Origin of the sequence: Bradyrhizobium sp. SZCCHNR1017 (genome assembly GCF_032381375.1) — a bacterium.
Taxonomy (GTDB): Bacteria; Pseudomonadota; Alphaproteobacteria; order Rhizobiales; family Xanthobacteraceae; genus Bradyrhizobium.
Genome location: NZ_JAUHIR010000012.1, coordinates 153,982 through 172,079, shown reverse-complemented (window position 1 = coordinate 172,079; position 18,098 = coordinate 153,982). Strand labels below are relative to the sequence as shown.

The window sequence follows — 18,098 nt, the reverse complement described above, 5'->3', positions numbered from 1 at the left end:
CGGAACCAGGATGAAACTTCACGACCTCCTGGGCGATCAGGCGACGCTCGACGCTCCCATCGCCGCAGTCGAGATATCCGGCCTCGCCGTCGACAGCCGAGCCGTGCGGCCCGGCGACCTGTTTTTTGCACTCTCCGGCACCAAGACCGATGGCTCCCGCTTCATTGCGGCGGCAATCGCGGCCGGTGCGGTCGCCGTGGCCGGCGCGGCGGGCCCTGGAACAGGGCTGGCCGTTCCATTCATCGCGCTGCCGAACCCGCGGCGGGCACTCGCGCTCGCTTCGTCCCGGTTCTATCCGCGGCAGCCGGCGACGATTGCCGCCGTCACCGGCACCAGCGGCAAGACGTCGGTCGCGGCCTTCACGCGCCAGATCTGGCAGCGCCTGGGCCACAGCTCGGCCAGCATCGGCACCGTCGGGCTGGTGTCGGACAAGCGCACCGTCTACGGCTCGCTGACGACGCCAGATCCGATCGCGCTGCATCGGCAGATCGACGAGATCACGCAGGATGGCGTCACCCATCTAGCGTTCGAGGCTTCGTCGCACGGGCTCGATCAGTTCAGGCTCGACGGTGTCAGGGTCTCGGCCGGCGGGTTCACGAACCTGTCGCGCGACCACATGGACTATCATCCGGACATCGCGCACTACCTCAACGCCAAGCTGAGGCTGTTCCGCGATCTCGTGCCGCCGGGCGGGCCTGCGGTGATCTCGGCCGATCATGAGTGCTCGCCGGAAGTCATCGCTGCGGCGCAGACGCGCGGTCTTCGCCTGATGACGGTGGGGACGCATGGCGACGGTGCAGGCGAGGGCATTCGCCTCGTGGCCGTTGCAATCGACGGCTTTGCGCAGCAGCTCCAGATCCAGCATTGCGGCCGCATGCATGCGGTCCGCCTGCCGCTGGTGGGCGCGTTTCAGATCGAGAACGCGCTGGTCGCGGCGGGCCTCGCGATCGGCACCGGCAGCGATCCGCAAGCGGTGTTCGAATCGCTCGAGCAGCTCGAGGGCGCCAAGGGCCGGCTCGAGCTGGTCGGCGAGCACAATGGCGCACCCATTTTCATCGACTACGCGCACAAGCCGGATGCGCTCGCCAAGGCGCTGCATGCGCTGCGGCCCTATGCTCCGCGAAAGCTCGTCGTCGTGTTCGGCGCCGGCGGCGACCGTGACACCGGCAAGCGCCCCTTGATGGGCGCGATCGCCGCCGAAGAGGCCGACAGTGTCATCATCACCGATGACAATCCGCGCAGCGAGGATCCGGCTGCGATCCGCGCTGCAATCCTGGCCGCCGTACCCGGTGCGCGTGAGATCGGCGACCGAACGGAGGCAATCCGCGTCGCGATCGGCGAGCTGCAGCCCGGCGATGCGCTCGTGATCGCCGGCAAGGGCCATGAGACCGGACAGATCATCGGCAGCACTATTCTGCATTTCAGCGATCATGAAGCGGTCGCGGACGCGTTGGCAGCGAGGACATCATGACGAAGGCGCTGTGGACCGTGGCAGAGGCGGCGCGCGCGCTCGGCCTCGCCGGCGACTACCCGGAGACCCCGATCGATTTCGTCGCGCAGGACAGTCGCGCGGTGAAGCCCGGCAGCCTGTTCGTGGCACTGAGTGGCACACCGAGTGGCGGCTTCGTATCGAGCTTCGCCTCCAGCCGCGACGGCTGGGAGTTCGCGGCGAATGCCGAAGCGGCCGGCGCGGTGGCGATGATCGTTCCCCACAGGATCGATGGGATCACGGTGCCGCAGCTCGTGGTGCCGGACACGCTGATCGACGGGCTGTGGGCGCTGGCGCGCGCCGCGCGGGCGCGCTTCCATGGCCCGGTGATCGGGTTGACCGGCAGCGCCGGCAAGACCTCGACCAAGGAGTTCATCGCCGCCTATCCCGGTGCGTCTGCGAGTCCGTCGAGCTTCAACAATTTCTGGGGCGTACCGCTGACGCTGTGCAACGCCGATCCTTCCGCTTCGGTGTGGGTCGTCGAGATGGGCATGAATCAAAAAGGCGAGATCGCGCGGCTGACGGAGCTGTCGCAGCCGACGGTGGCGCTGGTCGTGAATGTGCAGCCGGTGCATCTGGAGAAGCTCGGCAGCCTGGAAGCGATCAGGAAAGAGAAGGTCTCGATCGCGCATGGGCTGCCGGCTGACGGCGTCCTCGTGTTGCCGGCTGATCTCGCAGCACCGGAATGGACCGGCAAGGTGATCCGCTTCGGTGGCGGCGCTGACGTCCGCGAGCTCTCGCACGACTCGCGCGGCGAGACCTGGGATGTGAGCGCCGACATCGCCGGTCGCCGCGTCGCCTTCACGCTGACGCCGGGTGCGCCGCATCGCCTGCACAATGCGCTGGCGGCACTCGCCTCCATCGCAGCGGCCGGGCTCGATCCAGCGCTGCTCGCGCCGACGCTCGGCGATGTCGGCATCATGACCGGCCGTGGCGTCGAGCAGACCGTCGGCGACATTGTTCTGATTGACGACAGCTTCAATGGCAACCCCGCCAGCATGGCGGCGGCGCTCGACAGCCTGCAGGCGCGACCGGTGCGGGGACGGCGGATCGCCATCATCGGCGACATGCTCGAGCTCGGCGACGAGGCGCCGGCCTATCATCAGGGGATGGTCGCTCATCTCGCGGGGGTCGACGGCGTCTATTGCGTCGGTCCGCTGATGCGTCACCTGTTCGACAGCCTGCCGCACGCGAAGCGGCTCGGCTGGCACGAGGATCCGGTGACGCTGGATCCCGGTCGGGTCGCGGCGCTGCTTGCGCCGGGCGACGTCGTCGTCATCAAGGGCAGCAAGAAGATCTTCTGGGTCAACAAGTTCGTGTCGAAGCTCGCCGCGGCGCTGCAGCGGGCCACTTGAAAATCGGGCGATATCGCGGCGCGGCAGAAGGATATTTTCCACTGGTGGTCGAAGCGGTCATGCCGGATGGGTCATTCCGCCGGGCTATGATTCGCACCCGGCCCCGATCATGGTTAAAAGAGGCTGGACCGGATTCGCGACCGAATTCGTGTTCGCGGTCTCGGTGAGGCGGCATAGGCGGGTTGGATGTTCTACTGGTTGATCGAGCTGACGAATACGTTTCCGAGCCTGTCCGTCTTTCGCGGATTGCTGAACGTGTTCCGCTACATCACGTTCCGTACGGGCGGCGCCGTCGTCACCGGGGCGCTGTTCGTGTTCCTGTTCGGGCCCTGGATCATCGATCATCTTCGCCTGCGCCAGGGCAAGGGCCAGCCGATCCGCACCGACGGCCCGCAATCGCACATCATCAGCAAGAAGGGCACGCCCACGATGGGCGGCTTGATGATCTTGTCGGGCCTCGTCGTCTCCACCGTGCTGTGGGCCAATCCGCTCAACCCCTATGTTTGGATCGTGCTCGCGGTGACACTCGGCTTCGGCTTCGTCGGCTTCTATGACGATTATCTGAAGGTGACCAAGCAGTCGCATTCCGGCTTTGCCGGCAGACTGCGTCTGCTGATCGAGGCTGCGATCGCTCTGGTCGCCTGTTACGCGCTGGTGCGGCTCGGGCGCGATCCGTCCTCGACCGGGCTTGCCATTCCGTTCTTCAAGGATCTGGTGATCAAGTTCGGCTGGCTCTATGTCATCTTCGGAGCGTTCGTCATCGTCGGCGCCGGCAATGCCGTGAACCTGACCGACGGGCTCGACGGCCTGGCAATCGTGCCGGTGATGATCGCCTCCGCCAGCTTCGGCCTGATCGCCTATCTCGCCGGCAATGCGGTGTTCTCGGACTACCTGCAGATCCACTATGTCGCGGGCACTGGTGAGCTTGCCGTGCTGTGCGGCGCGGTGCTCGGCGCGGGCCTCGGCTTTCTCTGGTTCAACGCCCCGCCGGCGTCGATCTTCATGGGCGACACCGGCTCGCTGGCGCTCGGCGGCATGCTCGGATCGATCGCGGTCGCGGTGAAGCACGAGATCGTGCTGGCTGTCATCGGCGGCCTGTTCGTGCTGGAGGCCGTGTCGGTGATCGTGCAGGTCGCCTCGTTCAAGCTGACCGGCAAGCGCATATTCAAGATGGCGCCGATCCACCACCATTTCGAGCAGCTCGGCTGGACCGAGCCGCAGATCGTGATCCGGTTCTGGATCATTTCGGTGATGCTGGCGCTGGTCGGTCTCTCGACGCTGAAGCTGCGCTGACATGATCCCCGTCACCGCATTTGCCGGAAAGACCGTCGCCGTGTTCGGGCTCGGCGGCTCGGGGCTGGCCTCGTGTCATGCCCTGCGGGCCGGCGGCGCCGAAGTGATCGCTGCCGACGACGGCGCCGATCGGATGACGGAAGCGGCGAAGGCGGGTTTCATCACCGCCGATTTGCGCACCGTCTCCTGGGCGAACTTCGCCGCGCTGGTGCTGGCGCCGGGCGTGCCGCTGACCCATCCCGTGCCGCATTGGACCGTATTGAAGGCGCGCGAGGCCGGGGTCGAGGTGATCGGCGACATCGAGCTGTTCTGCCGCGAGCGCAGGCGGCACGCGCCGGATGCGCCGTTCGTCGCGATCACCGGCACCAACGGCAAATCGACCACGACGGCGTTGATCGCGCATCTGATGCGCGTCGCCGGCTACGACACCCAGATGGGCGGCAATATCGGCACGGCGATCCTGTCCCTCGAGCCGCCGCGCATGGGCCGCGTCCACGTCATCGAGATGTCGTCCTACCAGATCGACCTGACACCATCGCTCGATCCGAGCGTCGGCATCCTGCTCAATGTCAGCGAGGACCACATCGACCGGCACGGCACGATCGAGAACTACGCGGCCGTAAAGGAGCGCTTGGTGGCGAATGTCCAGTCCAAGGGCTCCGCGATCGTCGGCGTCGACGACGGTTTTTCGCGCGCGATCGCCGACCGGCTCGACCGGGCCGGCAAGCGCGTCGTGCGCATCTCGGTGAAGAACCCGCTGGCGGACGGGCTGTATGTCGAGCACGAGACGATTGTGTGCAGTGCAGGCGGGGCCCGCAGCGAGGTCGCCCGGCTTGGCGGCATCGGCTCGCTGCGCGGCCAGCACAATGCTCAGAATGCGGCCTGCGCCGCCGCCGCGGCGCTCGCGATCGGTGTGAAGGAGGACGTGCTGCAGCAGGGGCTGCGCAGCTTCCCGGGCCTGGCGCATCGCATGGAGCAGGTCGGCCGTCGCGGCAACGTGCTGTTCGTGAACGACTCCAAGGGCACCAACGCAGACGCGACCGCGCACGCATTGTCGTCCTTCGCCGACATCTTCTGGATCGCCGGCGGCAAACCGAAGGCCGGCGGCATCACCAGCCTCGCGGGTTTCTTCCCGCGCATCCGCAAGGCCTATCTGATCGGCGAGGCGGCCGCGGAGTTCGCTGGCACGCTGGGCGACAAGGTGCCGCACGACATGTCCGGCACGCTGGAGGTCGCGGTCTCCCAGGCGGCCGCCGATGCGGAGGCCTCGGGATTGAAGGATGTCGTGGTGCTGCTGTCGCCGGCCTGCGCCTCCTTCGATCAGTTCCGCAACTTCGAAATCCGCGGCACGCATTTCCGCGACCTGGTGCAGGCGCTACCGGGCGTGGAGCGGGTGGCCTGAGGCAGCGTTGCCAGCGATTTTCTTAACCCTTCGATAACCATCCTGGGCGCCAATGGGCCGAATATTCGGCTCAGGTGGACGCCCGATGCTCTCCCGTGAAGAACGCAATCCGCTGTCCGACTGGTGGTGGACGGTCGACAAGCCGCTGCTCGGCTCCATCCTCGCGCTGATGCTGTGCGGGGTGATCCTGTCGCTCGCGGCCAGCCCGCCGGTGGCGACCCGGATCGGGCTCGATCCGTTCCACTTCTTCAACCGCCACGTCCTGTTCCTGCTGCCGTCGTTCATCGTGCTGATCGGCGTCTCCTTCCTGTCGCCGCGCCAGATCCGGCGCAGCGCGCTGGTGGTGTTCGCGATCGCCATCGTGCTGATCGTGCTGACGCTCGCGATCGGCCCGGAGGTGAAGGGCTCGCGGCGCTGGATCACGCTGATCGGCGTCAACATCCAGGCGTCCGAGGCGGCGAAGCCGGCCTTCGTCGTCGTTTCCGCCTGGCTGTTCTCGGAATCCGCGCGGCGGCCCGACATGCCGGCGACCACGATGGCGTTGGTGCTGCTGCTGATGCTGGTGTCGCTCCTGGTGATGGAGCCGGATTTCGGCCAGACCATGCTGATCCTGATGGTCTGGGGCTCGCTGTTCTTCATCGCCGGCATGCGCATGATCTGGGTTGCGGGCCTCGCGGGCGCCGCCGCCGCCGGCCTGTTCGGCGCCTATCTCTTGGTCCCGCACGTCGCCGGCCGCATCAAGCGCTTCATGAACCCGGCCTCCGGCGACACCTTCCAGGTCGACACCGCGATGGAGGCGTTCTCCAACGGCGGCTGGTTCGGGCTGGGGCCGGGCGAGGGCATCGCCAAGCGCAGCCTGCCGGACAGCCACACCGATTTCGTGTTCGCGGTCGCTGCCGAGGAGTTCGGCATCATCCTGTGCCTGGCGCTGGTCGCGCTGTTTGCGTTCATCGTGATCCGCACGCTGTCGCGTGCCTATGCGACCGAGGATAGCTTTGCGCGCTTCGCGGCCTCGGGCCTCGCGATCCTGTTCGGTATCCAGGCGGCCATCAACATCTCGGTCAATCTGCAGTTGATCCCGGCCAAGGGCATGACCTTGCCCTTCATCTCCTACGGTGGCTCCTCGATCGTGTCGCTGGCCTATGGCGTCGGCATGATGCTGGCGCTGACCCGACAGCGGCCGCGGATGGAGCTCGAGGCCGGCGACGCAGCCGGCGCGCTGCGCAATTACGCTTAGGCTGCTGGCTCGCAATGACGAGACATTGCCTGTAAACATCAGCGCATGACCTCAACCGCGCCTCTCATTCTGCTCGCGGCCGGCGGCACCGGCGGCCATCTGTTTCCCGCTGAAGCGCTCGGCGTCGAGCTGATCAGGCGCGGCTATCGCGTCCGTCTCGTCACCGACGCGCGCGCGCTGCGCTACAGCGGCCTGTTCACCAAGGACATGATCGACGTGGTGCCGAGCGAGACGGTGCGCAGCCGCTCCCCGGTCGCGCTCGCGCGCACCGCGCTGCTGCTCGGCACCGGCACCATCGCGGCCTTCAACCTGATGCGGCGGCTCAAGCCCGCGGCCGTGATCGGCTTCGGCGGCTATCCGACCGTGCCGCCGCTGCTGGCGGCGCGCCTCGCCGGCGTGCCCAGCCTGATCCACGACGCCAATGCCGTGCTCGGCCGCGCCAATCGTTTCCTGTCCGCGCATGTGAAGGCGATTGCAACCTCGTTGCCGGGCGTGCTGGACCGCGATCCTGCGCTGGCCGGCAAGACGACCACGGTCGGCACCCCGATGCGACCTGCAATCCTCGAAGCCGCGGGCGTGCCCTATGTCCCGCCGGAGACCGCCGGGCCGCTGCGGCTGCTCGTCGTCGGCGGCAGCCAGGGCGCGCGCATCATGAGCGACATCGTGCCCGGCGCGATCGAGCGGCTGGAGCCGGCGCTGTGGGGCCGTCTGGTGCTGACCCAGCAGGTGCGCCAGGAGGACATGGCGCGGGTGCGCGCGGTCTATGACCGGCTGAAGATCAATGCCGACCTGCAACCCTTCTTCACCGACCTGCCGGCGCGGCTTGCCGCCAATCATCTCGTGATCTCGCGCTCCGGCGCCGGCACCGTGGCCGAACTCGCCGCGATCGGCCGGCCCTCGATCCTGGTGCCGCTGCCGGGCGCCATCGACCAGGACCAGTTCGCGAATGCCGGCGTGCTGTCGGACGCGAGCGCCGCGATCCGGATCGTGCAGAGCGAATTCACCTCCGACAGGCTGGCTTCCGAGATCTCGGCGCTCGCCGCCGAGCCGACGCGTCTCGCCGCGATGGCCCAGGCTGCGCGCACAGCCGGGCGGCTCGATGCCGCGGAACGGCTGGCCGATCTCGTGATCAGGACTGCGGCGCTCTAGTCGCGCAAGCGCACGGTGATCCCATGATGAACCGGAGCTCCGACGATGGCGCTATCCTGCTTGACGATCATCCGATGCACTTGCGGCGCCATCCGTCCTTTGTGCCTGTGCTCGTCGGATTTTGCGACCGGCTGATTGCGCCGCTGCGCGGTCAACGCCTGATGATCAAGCTGTTCGGTCAGCGCGCTCCGACGGAAATCGCCGCGCACATCGTGATGATGCACATGTCGGCGCGCAAGCCGGTCGAGCGGCCAACCCTGACACGCCTGCAGAGGCGACTGCCGGGTCCGCGGCAGACGGCGGCGTTCGTCGCGGTGTTGCGCGGTCTGTCGCTGGTGACCGTCGAGCGCGATCCCGAGGATGCCCGTCTCCGCTACCTGGTGCCCGGCCCCGTCATCCTTGAGGGGCTGCGAGGCTGGCTTGCCATGCATCTGGATTGCCACGCCCGATTGACGCATGCCGGCGGACTGAGCCTTCGTCTGCAGGATGACGCCGCGTTCTATGCGGAGACGATCCGGCAATGTGCGAGCTGGCTGTGCCGCGACAATCGGCCCCTGACGGGATTTCCCGATCTCGCCTGGACCGACGAGCATGACAGCGGCATCCATCTGGCGCTGACGCTCGTCGCCCGGTCCGCCGTTGGGCGCGAGGCCGTCGCGATTTCGACGGCGGAGCTTGCGAGCTCGCTCGGCGTTTCGCGCTCCCATATCCGCAATCTCCTGACGACCATGGAGGGGCGCGGTCTGCTCCGCTTCGGCGACGGGCGCCGGCATCTGATGCTGACGCCGGGTTTCGTGGCCTCCGTGGAGGCCTGGTTCTGCCACCAAGTGTGTTGGCTCGCGGCCGCAGCCGCGCGTGCGGATCGCGTGCTGCGGCCAGCTTGAGGCGTCAGATCATCGTGACCCGGCCGGTGCCGATGTCATAGATGCCGCCCACGATCTTCACCTTTCCTTCGGCGACCATGCGGCCGACAATCGGCTTGGCGGTCGACAGGCGCCGGACGTTGCTGCGCACGTTCTCCGCGGTGGCTTCGGCCAGCAGATCCTGCGGCTTCTTCGCGATCGCAGCCTCGACGCCGGGTTTGAGCGCATTGATCAGTGCGGGCAGGTGGCCTGGCAGCTTGGTGCCGTCCTTGAGTACCTTGATCGTCGCATCGATGGCGCCGCAGCCGCTGTGACCGAGCACCAACACGAGAGGCGTGCCGAGGAACTTGACGCCATATTCGAGGCTGGCGAGACCGTCGTCGTTGACGAAATTGCCGGCGACCCGGACCACGAACAGCTCACCGGGCGCTTGATCGAACACCAGCTCGGGGGCGACCCGGGCATCGGCGCAGCTCACGATCGCGGCGATCGGGTATTGGGCCGCGGCGCGCGCTGCCCGGCCGGCCGAGAAATCCTTGTTGTCGAGGTTGCCGGCGACGTAGCGCGCGTTGCCATCGACGATGCGCTTCATCGCGTCGTCCGGAGAGATGGCGTTGGGGGGCATCGCGCTGTCGCTCGCCTGCTTGGCTTCTTTGGCAAACGCCGGAAGTGCGCCGACCGCCGCGGCAGCCAGCACTGCGCCGCCGCCGAGCAGCCGGCGCCGGGACAATACGGGAGGGTGCGTTTCACACAGCGAGCACATCGGCGAGGGTTCTCCATCAAAGATTGAAATATGCGTGCCCGGCACGCCGGCCGCCCGCTACTCATGCCACGCGAACTGACGCGGTGAGCGCGCAAAAATTGCAGGTATCCTGTTGGGAGGGGGCAGCGTGGGATCGCGCTTAACAATTTGTGAAAGGTGGGATCGAGCGGGAACTCCTGGCCGATCGCGCCGGCTGGGCTGCCAAAATCGGCCAAAATCGGGCGAACGGCTGCGAATTTGGCAGTTCTTACGGCCTGGCCGCACTTGTCCAGGTCGGTCATGTCTTGCAAGAAGGGCTGATGATTCGCGGCCGCTCCCCTCCCGCCGGGCGCCCGGAACCCTTGAGACGAGATGCCCCCATGAGACTGCCGCGCGAGATCGGACCCATCCACTTCGTCGGGATCGGCGGCATCGGCATGAGCGGCATCGCCGAGGTGCTGTGCAATCTCGGCTATACCGTGCAGGGCTCGGACGCCTCGGACAATGCGAACGTCGCACGCCTGCGCGAGAAGGGCATCACCGTCAGCGTCGGCCACAAGGCCGAGAACGTCGCGGGTGCCGACGTCGTCGTCGTCTCGACCGCCATCAAGCGCGACAATCCCGAGCTGATGGCGGCGCGCGCCCAGCGCATTCCCGTCGTCCGGCGTGCCGAGATGCTGGCCGAGCTGATGCGGCTGAAGAGCTGCGTCGCCATCGCCGGCACCCATGGCAAGACCACGACGACATCGATGGTCGCGGCGCTGCTCGATGCCGGCGGGCTCGATCCGACCGTCATCAATGGCGGCATCATCAATGCCTATGGCACCAATGCGCGGCTCGGCGCCGGCGAATGGATGGTGGTCGAGGCCGACGAGAGCGACGGCACCTTCCTGAAGCTGCCGGCGGATGTCGCCATCGTCACCAATGTCGATCCCGAGCATCTCGATCACTTCAAGACCTTCGACGCCGTGCAGGACGCCTTCCGCGCCTTCGTCGAGAACGTGCCGTTCTACGGCTTCGCCGTGATGTGCATCGATCATCCGGTGGTGCAAACGCTGGTCGGAAAGATCGAGGACCGCCGCATCATCACCTACGGTGTGAACCCGCAAGCCGATGTCCGCCTTGTCGACCTCGCGCCGATGGGCGGCGGCTCGTCGTTCAAGGTCGTGTTCCGCGACCGCAAGAGCGGTGAGACGCACGAGATTGCCGACATCGCGCTGCCGATGCCAGGCCGGCACAATGCCTCGAACGCAACGGCGGCGATCGCGGTCGCGCGCGAGCTCGGCCTGTCCGACGAGGCCATCCGCAAGGCGATTGCCGGCTTCGGCGGCGTCAAGCGCCGCTTCACCCGCACCGGCGAGTGGAATGGCGTCACCGTGATCGATGACTACGGTCACCATCCGGTCGAGATCGCGGCGGTACTGAAGGCGGCGCGCGAATCCACCAATGGCAAGGTCTTCGCCGTGGTGCAGCCGCATCGCTACACCCGGCTGCAATCGCTGTTCGAGGAGTTCTGCACCTGCTTCAACGACGCCGATGCGGTCGTCGTCGCCGACGTCTATCCGGCCGGCGAGGCGCCGATCGAGGGCATCGATCGCGATCACTTCGTTCTGGGCCTGCGCGCCCACGGCCATCGCGACGTGGTGCCGCTGCCGAAGGCCGCCGACCTCGCCGGGATAGTCAAGGATCTCGCCAAGCCCGGTGACCTCGTCGTGTGCCTCGGTGCCGGCAACATCACGCAATGGGCCTACGCGCTGCCCGGCGAGTTGAAGGCGCTGGGGTGAGGGCGGTGTCGTTGGGCGAGCTGGCAGCTACGCGGCATACTCTGCTCTCTCCCCCCTTGTGGGGGAGAGGTGGAGAGGGGGGGACCACGAGCGCCGGCACCTGGGGCTCACCCCCCTCCCTGACCCTCCCCCACAAGGGGGGAGGGAACGGAGAGTGCGTGCCGACCCTGACGATGCCGGCGCACGATGTGAGAGCAGCCGCGTGAGTTTCCCCGACATTACGCCCGAGCTCAAAGCCGCAATGCCGGAGCTGCGCGGGCGGCTGCTCGCCAACGAGAGTCTCGCACCTCTCACCTGGTTTCGCGTCGGCGGACCGGCGCAGGTGCTGTTCACGCCGGCGGATGCCGATGACCTCGCCTACTTCCTCAAGCACCTGTCCAGTGATCTGCCGCTCTACGTCATCGGCGTCGGCTCCAACCTGATCGTGCGCGACGGCGGCGTGCCGGGCGTCGCGATTCGGCTGGCGCCGCGCGCGTTCGGCGAGGTCAAGGCGGAGGGCGATATCGTGACCGCCGGCACCGCCGCGCTCGACAAGCGCGTCGCCGAGATCGCGGCGTCGGCCAATCTCGCGGGCCTGGAATTCCTGTTCGGTATTCCCGGCACGATCGGCGGCGCGCTGCGGATGAATGCCGGCGCCAATGGCGGCGAGACAAAGGACATCCTGGTCGAGGCGATCGCGATTGACCGCCATGGCAAGACGCACCGCTTCAACAATGCCGAGATGAAGTTCACCTATCGCGCGAGCGGCGCCGATCCGTCGCTGATCTTCACCGCAGCGCGCTTCCGCGGCACGCCGTCGGCGCCGGAGGCGATCCGGGCGCGCATGGCGGAGGTGCAGGCGCATCGTGAGACGGCGCAGCCGATCCGCGAGAAGACCGGCGGTTCGACCTTCAAGAATCCGCCGGGACATTCCGCCTGGAAGCTGGTCGATGCCGCAGGCTGCCGCGGTCTCAAGGTCGGCGGCGCCCAGGTTTCAGAAATGCACTGCAACTTCCTGATCAACACCGGCAACGCCACCGCTGACGACATCGAGACTCTCGGCGAGACCGTGCGCGAGCGGGTCAAGGCGAGTTCGGGCATCGAGTTGCAGTGGGAGATCAAGCGGATCGGAGTCAAGGCGAGCTGATCGCCCCCCTGCTCAAGTGACGTCAGCGCAATCGCGACTGCGGTTGTGAGATCAACCGAGAAGACATTGATGCGCACCACGATTTTGTTCGGCGGCTCCAACAAGGAGCGCCTCGTCTCGGTCGCCAGCGCCAAAGCGCTGCATGCCGCGCTGCCCGAGGCTGACCTCTGGTTCTGGGAGGCCGACGACACGGTGCATCAGGCGAGCGGCCTGGCGCTCATGGCTCATGCCAAGCCGTTCGAGGAGCCGTTCACCGCCGATGGTGAGAGTATCGGCACGCTCGCCGAGGCGCTCGATCGCGCCAGGGCCGAGGATCGGGTTCTGGTGCTCGGTCTCCACGGCGGCCGGGCGGAGAATGGCGAGCTTCAACTGATGTGCGAGCTTCGCGGCGTGCCGTTCACCGGCTCGAGCTCGGCCGCCTCGCACCTCGCCTTCGACAAGGTTGCCGCCAAGCGCTTCGCCGTGCTCGGCGGGGTCACAGCGGCCGAGGGCGTCGCGTTCGATGACGCCGAAGCGGCGCTGGCGCGCTACGGCCGGCTGATCGCCAAGCCGGTGAAGGACGGATCGAGTTTTGGGCTGATCTTCGTCAACGCCAGCCAGGACCTCGTTGCCGTCAAAGCGGCGGCCGCGACCGAGGAGTATCTGATCGAGCCGTTCGTCACCGGGACGGAAGCGACCTGCGGCGTGCTCGAACAGGTAGACGGCTCGCTGATCGCGCTGCCGCCGATCGAGATCCTCCCCGCCGACGGCGCCTTCAACTATTTCGCGAAGTACCTCGCCGCGGCGACGAAGGAGATCTGTCCCGGCCGCTTCAGTCCGGAGGTGACGGTCGCGCTGCAGACGGAGGCGATCAAGGCGCATCGCGCGCTGTCCTGCGGCGGCTATTCGCGGACCGACTTCATCGTCTCGGCCAATGGTCCCGTTTATCTCGAGACCAATACGCTGCCCGGGCTGACCGCGGCCTCGCTGTATCCCAAGGCGCTCGCGGCGCAGGGGATCGCTTTTGTCGATTTCCTCAATCAGCAGATCGCCTTGGCGGAGGGGCGCAGCCGTCGATCCGGCGTTCGGTAGACGCCCCGCAGGAACCCGGCCCGGCGTCTCCCGGTGGTTCCTGTAACCCGTAAAATGCTTAAGAATTCCGGGCAAGGTCCTCATAAATCGGAGAAAAAATTCGTCTCTCCGGACCGATTTTACTTTTTGTTTACCAGGACGTCCGAAGGTTAACGCTGGCGCCTCAGTGGTGCTCGGCTGCCGGGTGGTGACGTCACGCATCGCGACGTCACCAGCGTCCGGCCGGCCGGGAGCGCAGGCGTGGGTCCGCGAGTATCTGCGGGCGCAACAGTTTGATGAGCTCGTGCAATGGATGGTGCAGGACGCCTCGCTCGATCGCAGAGGCCTCAAGCGAACCTGAAAGCCGCTGCCCTTGGCGCGGCAATCCTGCTGCGCGAGTATGTCTCGGCCCGCCTTCCGCGTATCGGCTTCGCGCACGGCGGCACGAAGCAAGGCAGGCGGTCGAGCCGAAGAGATCTGGCGTCGATGCAGGCCGCGCGCGCGCCGATGGTCGAGCGCGAGGCGCCGCCGCGCGTGGTCGAGCTCGTCGAGCGCTATTTGCCGCGCCGGCTCGGCACCGTGGCGACCGTGGTGCTCTTGTTCGGCAGCGTCTGGCTCGGCATCGTCAAGGGCGGCCACGCCCAGGACGTCAGCGCGGCCCTGTCCGACACCCGCAATGCCCTGGCCAATGCGGCCGGCTTCCGCATCACGGCCGTGGCGATCAATGGCCGCAAGCAGCTCACCCAGGACGAGATCCTCGCCGTCGGCGGCGTCACCGGCCGCTCCTCGTTGCTGTTCCTCGATGCCGCCGCCGTGCGCGACAGGCTCAAGGCCAACCCCTGGATCGCCGACGCCACGGTGCAGAAGTTCTTTCCGAACCAGCTCCAGATCGACGTCGTCGAGCGCAAGGCGTTCGCGCTCTGGCAGCAGGAGGGCCGCCTCTCGGTCATCGCCGATGACGGCGCCGTGCTCGAGCAATATGTCTCGCGCCGTTTCCTGACCCTGCCGCTCGTGGTCGGCAAGGGAGCCGAAAGCCGGGCGCGTGATTTCCTGGCGCTGCTCGCCCGCTACCCGCAGGTGCGCGCGGTTACCAAGGCCGCCGTGTTCGTCGGCGAGCGTCGCTGGAACCTGCGGACCAAGGACGGCCTCGATATTCGCCTGCCCGAGCACGATGTCGGTAATGCGCTCGCGACCCTGACCCAGCTCGACCAGGACGACAAGCTGTTCTCGCGCGACATCGTCGCCATCGACTTGCGGCTGTCGGACCGGCTGACGGTGCAACTGTCCGAGGACGCAGCGAAGGCGCACGACGAGCTGTTCAAGGACAAGAAGTCCAAGAAGAAGGCCGGTGACGCATGACCGGCTTCGATCGCCAGACTCCGAAGACGCGCCCGATGGGCCAGAAGCGCACCGCGCTTGTGGCCTCTCTCGATGTCGGCACCAGCAAGATCGCCTGCATGATCGCGCGGCTGAAGCCGGCGCCGCCCAGCGACGCGCTGCGCGGCCGCACCCACACGGTCGAGCTGATCGGCTACAGCCAGATCCAGTCGCGCGGCGTCAAGGCGGGCGCCGTCGTCGATCCCGTCGAATGCGAGCAGGCCGTGCGGCAGGCGGTCGCGCTGGCCGAGCGCATGGCCAAGGTGCGGGTCGAGTCCGTGCTGCTGCCGGTCGCCGGCGGCCGCGTCATGGGCCATCTGATCGAGGCCACCTCGGACATTCGCGGCGGCGCCGTGACCCAGGCCGATGTCAGCCGCGTGACCTCAACCGGCATGCACCACGCCACCGGCGACGGGCGCGCGGTGCTGCATGCCTTGCCCGTCGGCTACACGCTCGATGGCGTGAAGGGCATCCGCGACCCCCGCGGCATGCTGGCGCGGCAGTTCGGCGTCGACATGAACGTGGTCACGACCGACGCCACCGTGGCCAAGAACCTGATGCTCGTGGTGGAGCGTTGCCATCTCAACGTCGAGGCCATGGCGGCAAGCCCGTATGTTGCCGGGTTGTCGGTGCTGACCGACGACGAGGCCGATCTCGGCGCGGCGGTGGTCGAAATGGGGGCCGGCACCACGACGATCGCGATCTATTCCGGCGGCCGCTTCGTCCATGCCTCCGGTTTTGCGCTCGGCGGGCATCACGTGACCATGGATCTTGCGCGCGGACTATCAGCGTGCATTGCAGATGCCGAGCGAATCAAGACGTTATATGGCACGGTGCTGACTGGCGGGTCCGACGCGCGTGAGTTGATGTCTGTTCCGACGGCCGGTGACAACGAGCGGGATGTTCCGCAGATCGTGTCCCGCGCCACCATCGCGAACATCGTCAGGCACCGCGCAGAGGAGATTTTTGAAATGGTCCGCGACCGGCTGAAGGATTCGCCCTTTGCGGCAGAACCCAAGGCGCGCGTCGTCCTTAGCGGAGGCGCCTCCCAGCTGACGGGGCTGGTCGAGCTTGCGACCCGGATCCTCGACCGCCCGGTGCGCGTCGGCCGTCCGCTCGGTTTCGGCCGTCTCCCCAACGAGGCCAAGAACGCCGCCTTCGCGGTGCCCACCGGGCTTCTGGTCTATCCGCAATACGCGCACCTGGAACACGTCGAACCGCGGCATACGCGGCAGGTCGGGACAGGAACCGACGGCTACTTCGGAAAGGTCGGACGATGGCTACGCGAGGGCTTCTGATGACCGGTTTCCACCCCATGCGATTTTCAACAACACCAACCGCGGCCGGCGGCCGGGGCGAACCCACCCGCGCGTGATCGAGAGGCAATCATGGCACTCACTATTACCCCTCCTGATATCCACGAGCTGAAGCCCCGGATCACCGTGTTCGGTGTCGGCGGCGCGGGCGGCAACGCCGTCAACAACATGATCACGGCCGGCCTGCAGGGGGTGGACTTCGTGGTCGCCAATACCGACGCGCAGGCGCTGACCATGTCCAAGGCTCAGCGCATCATCCAGATGGGCACGCAGGTGACCCAAGGCCTCGGCGCCGGCTCGCAGCCGGACGTCGGCGCCGCCGCCGCGCAGGAGGTGATCGACGAGATCCGCGATCATCTCTCGGGCGCCAACATGGTGTTCGTGACCGCCGGCATGGGTGGCGGAACGGGCACCGGTGCAGCTCCGGTCATTGCCAAGACCGCGCGCGAGATGAACATTCTCACCGTGGGCGTCGTCACCAAGCCGTTCCACTTCGAGGGCGCGCGCCGCATGCGCACCGCGGAGTCGGGCATCTCCGAGCTGCACAAGGTCGTCGACACGCTGCTGATCATCCCGAACCAGAACCTGTTCCGGGTCGCCAACGAGAAGACCACCTTCGCCGACGCCTTCGCGATGGCCGACCAGGTGCTCTATTCCGGCGTCGCCTGCATCACCGACCTGATGGTCAAGGAAGGCCTGATCAACCTCGACTTCGCCGACGTCCGCGCTGTCATGCGTGAGATGGGCAAGGCGATGATGGGCACCGGCGAAGCCTCCGGCGACAAGCGCGCGCTCACTGCCGCCGAAGCCGCCATCGCCAACCCGCTGATCGACGATTCGTCGATGAAGGGCGCGCGCGGCCTCCTGATCTCGATCACCGGCGGCAAGGATCTCACGCTGTTCGAGGTCGACGAAGCTGCGACCCGTATCCGCGAGGAGGTCGACCAGGACGCCAACATCATCGTCGGCGCCACCTTCGACGAATCGCTCGACGGGCTGATTCGGGTCTCGGTGGTCGCGACCGGCATCGAGCAGGCGCAGTTCAACCGGAACGTCACGACCTCACAGCCGGCGGCGGCTGTCGCTCCGATTGCCGCCGCCCCGACCGCTGCCGCGGGTCTCCCTGAAAGCCGCCTCGCCGATCTGACTGCGCGCCTGCGCGCCGACAATCAGCGCCTGGCTGAACGCGCCGCCAAGCTCGAGCAGCAGGCGTCGCAGGCTCCGGCCGTCGCCGCCGCGGCGCCCGCGCCGATGGCGCCTGCGCCGCGTCCGGCGCCGAATCTCGAGCGCGACACGCTGGCCGCCGTTGCAGCCGCAATGGCAAGCGAGCCCGCGCCCTCGGCTGCCCCGGCGCCGGCAGCCTCTTATGGCGACGTGACGGTCCGCCCGATTGCGCAGAAGCCGTCCCTGTTCCCGGAGCCCGAGGCGCAGCGCGCGGCTCCGATCGAGCCGGCGGCCCCGCCCGAGACCTTCATTCCCCAGGCCGCTGAGCGGGTTCCGGTCCGCGCGCCGCGCATGCCCAAGTTCGAGGACCTGCCGATGCCGGCCCAGGCCGAGATCCGTCAGGCGAGGGGCGACGAGGGCGACGAGCATCCGCAGAAGACCCGAATGTCGCTGCTGCAGCGTCTCGCCAATGTCGGTCTCGGCCGCCGGGACGAGGACGCCGAGCCGCCGCTGCCGGTGCGGACCGCGGGTCCTGCCATGCCGCAGATGCCGCCCCTGCCGGAACGTAAGCCGCAGCGGAACGTTGCTCAGCAGGTTGCGAGCCACGAATCGCCTGTCTCGGAATATGCCCGCCGTCCCGCGCCGCAGGGTCTGGACGTCCATGGCCGTCCTGCGCCTGTGTCCCCGGCGCCACAGGGAGACGACCATTTGGATATCCCGGCCTTCCTCCGCCGGCAGGCAACCTGAGAAT

Annotated in this window: 14 protein-coding genes; 13 read left to right on the top strand and 1 reads right to left on the bottom strand. The window is 67.3% G+C overall.

Annotated features, from left to right (window positions below):
- Positions 1 to 10 precede the first annotated feature (10 nt).
- The 7 genes from QW863_RS26440 (at position 11) to QW863_RS26410 (ending at position 8,809) form a co-directional block, all read left to right on the top strand.
- Entirely contained in the window at positions 11 to 1,471 is a 1,461-nt protein-coding gene (locus tag QW863_RS26440) for a UDP-N-acetylmuramoyl-L-alanyl-D-glutamate--2,6-diaminopimelate ligase (protein ID WP_315769170.1), read from the top strand.
- Positions 1,468 to 2,844: a UDP-N-acetylmuramoyl-tripeptide--D-alanyl-D-alanine ligase gene (gene murF / locus QW863_RS26435; protein ID WP_315769168.1), complete on the top strand. Its 1,377-nt coding sequence runs from the start codon at positions 1,468 to 1,470 to the stop codon at positions 2,842 to 2,844. Before QW863_RS26440 ends, murF begins: the two co-directional genes overlap by 4 nt.
- A gap of 186 nt (positions 2,845 to 3,030) precedes the next feature.
- On the top strand, positions 3,031 to 4,137 hold the full coding sequence (mraY, locus tag QW863_RS26430; protein WP_315713440.1) for a phospho-N-acetylmuramoyl-pentapeptide-transferase: 1,107 nt from the start codon (positions 3,031 to 3,033) through the stop codon (positions 4,135 to 4,137).
- 1 nt (position 4,138) lies between these two features.
- The gene (gene murD, locus QW863_RS26425) at positions 4,139 to 5,539 is read left to right on the top strand and encodes a UDP-N-acetylmuramoyl-L-alanine--D-glutamate ligase (protein ID WP_315769166.1); all 1,401 of its coding nucleotides are present in this window, start codon (positions 4,139 to 4,141) and stop codon (positions 5,537 to 5,539) included.
- 85 nt (positions 5,540 to 5,624) lie between these two features.
- Entirely contained in the window at positions 5,625 to 6,776 is a 1,152-nt protein-coding gene (gene ftsW, locus QW863_RS26420; protein WP_315713438.1) for a putative lipid II flippase FtsW, read from the top strand.
- A gap of 45 nt (positions 6,777 to 6,821) precedes the next feature.
- Positions 6,822 to 7,925, top strand: coding sequence for an undecaprenyldiphospho-muramoylpentapeptide beta-N-acetylglucosaminyltransferase (gene murG / locus QW863_RS26415; protein ID WP_315713437.1), 1,104 nt, complete (start codon positions 6,822 to 6,824; stop codon positions 7,923 to 7,925).
- Positions 7,926 to 7,999: 74 nt separating this feature from the next.
- The gene (locus tag QW863_RS26410; protein ID WP_315769164.1) at positions 8,000 to 8,809 is read left to right on the top strand and encodes a hypothetical protein; all 810 of its coding nucleotides are present in this window, start codon (positions 8,000 to 8,002) and stop codon (positions 8,807 to 8,809) included.
- Positions 8,810 to 8,813: 4 nt separating this feature from the next.
- On the opposite strand, the gene QW863_RS26405 is transcribed toward QW863_RS26410, so the two are convergent.
- On the bottom strand, positions 8,814 to 9,551 hold the full coding sequence (locus tag QW863_RS26405; RefSeq protein WP_315769162.1) for a carbonic anhydrase: 738 nt from the start codon (positions 9,549 to 9,551) through the stop codon (positions 8,814 to 8,816).
- 359 nt (positions 9,552 to 9,910) lie between these two features.
- On the opposite strand from QW863_RS26405, the gene murC reads away from it, so the two are divergent.
- From murC to ftsZ, 6 genes are all read left to right on the top strand, one after another.
- The gene (murC, locus tag QW863_RS26400) at positions 9,911 to 11,314 is read left to right on the top strand and encodes a UDP-N-acetylmuramate--L-alanine ligase (RefSeq protein ID WP_315769159.1); all 1,404 of its coding nucleotides are present in this window, start codon (positions 9,911 to 9,913) and stop codon (positions 11,312 to 11,314) included.
- 202 nt (positions 11,315 to 11,516) lie between these two features.
- A complete protein-coding gene (gene murB, locus QW863_RS26395; protein ID WP_315769157.1) occupies positions 11,517 to 12,440 on the top strand; it encodes a UDP-N-acetylmuramate dehydrogenase in 924 nt (307 codons plus the stop codon).
- A gap of 69 nt (positions 12,441 to 12,509) precedes the next feature.
- Positions 12,510 to 13,511, top strand: a complete 1,002-nt coding sequence (locus QW863_RS26390; protein ID WP_315769155.1) for a D-alanine--D-alanine ligase — start codon at positions 12,510 to 12,512, stop codon at positions 13,509 to 13,511.
- A gap of 288 nt (positions 13,512 to 13,799) precedes the next feature.
- Positions 13,800 to 14,849, top strand: coding sequence for a cell division protein FtsQ/DivIB (locus tag QW863_RS26385; RefSeq protein ID WP_315769153.1), 1,050 nt, complete (start codon positions 13,800 to 13,802; stop codon positions 14,847 to 14,849).
- Positions 14,846 to 16,165 carry a cell division protein FtsA gene (gene ftsA / locus QW863_RS26380; RefSeq protein WP_315713429.1) on the top strand — a complete coding sequence of 440 codons (1,320 nt, stop codon included), beginning with the start codon at positions 14,846 to 14,848 and terminating at the stop codon, positions 16,163 to 16,165. The genes QW863_RS26385 and ftsA overlap by 4 nt, the downstream gene beginning before the upstream one ends.
- A gap of 90 nt (positions 16,166 to 16,255) precedes the next feature.
- The gene (gene ftsZ, locus QW863_RS26375) at positions 16,256 to 18,094 is read left to right on the top strand and encodes a cell division protein FtsZ (RefSeq protein ID WP_315713428.1); all 1,839 of its coding nucleotides are present in this window, start codon (positions 16,256 to 16,258) and stop codon (positions 18,092 to 18,094) included.
- Positions 18,095 to 18,098: the final 4 nt, after the last annotated feature.

Excerpts from the sequence above, each read along its gene's own strand:
- ftsZ (WP_315713428.1), top strand. The coding sequence starts at position 16,256 with ATGGCACTCACTATTACCCCTCCTGATATCCACGAGCTGAAGCCCCGG.
- murC (WP_315769159.1), top strand. The coding sequence starts at position 9,911 with ATGAGACTGCCGCGCGAGATCGGACCCATCCACTTCGTCGGGATCGGC.
- QW863_RS26410 (WP_315769164.1), top strand. The coding sequence starts at position 8,000 with ATGCACTTGCGGCGCCATCCGTCCTTTGTGCCTGTGCTCGTCGGATTT.
- murG (WP_315713437.1), top strand. The coding sequence starts at position 6,822 with ATGACCTCAACCGCGCCTCTCATTCTGCTCGCGGCCGGCGGCACCGGC.
- QW863_RS26385 (WP_315769153.1), top strand. The coding sequence starts at position 13,800 with ATGGATGGTGCAGGACGCCTCGCTCGATCGCAGAGGCCTCAAGCGAAC.
- QW863_RS26390 (WP_315769155.1), top strand. The coding sequence starts at position 12,510 with ATGCGCACCACGATTTTGTTCGGCGGCTCCAACAAGGAGCGCCTCGTC.
- QW863_RS26440 (WP_315769170.1), top strand. The coding sequence starts at position 11 with ATGAAACTTCACGACCTCCTGGGCGATCAGGCGACGCTCGACGCTCCC.
- ftsA (WP_315713429.1), top strand. The coding sequence starts at position 14,846 with ATGACCGGCTTCGATCGCCAGACTCCGAAGACGCGCCCGATGGGCCAG.
- murD (WP_315769166.1), top strand. The coding sequence starts at position 4,139 with ATGATCCCCGTCACCGCATTTGCCGGAAAGACCGTCGCCGTGTTCGGG.
- murF (WP_315769168.1), top strand. The coding sequence starts at position 1,468 with ATGACGAAGGCGCTGTGGACCGTGGCAGAGGCGGCGCGCGCGCTCGGC.
- mraY (WP_315713440.1), top strand. The coding sequence starts at position 3,031 with ATGTTCTACTGGTTGATCGAGCTGACGAATACGTTTCCGAGCCTGTCC.
- QW863_RS26405 (WP_315769162.1), bottom strand. The coding sequence starts at position 9,551 with ATGTGCTCGCTGTGTGAAACGCACCCTCCCGTATTGTCCCGGCGCCGG.
- ftsW (WP_315713438.1), top strand. The coding sequence starts at position 5,625 with ATGCTCTCCCGTGAAGAACGCAATCCGCTGTCCGACTGGTGGTGGACG.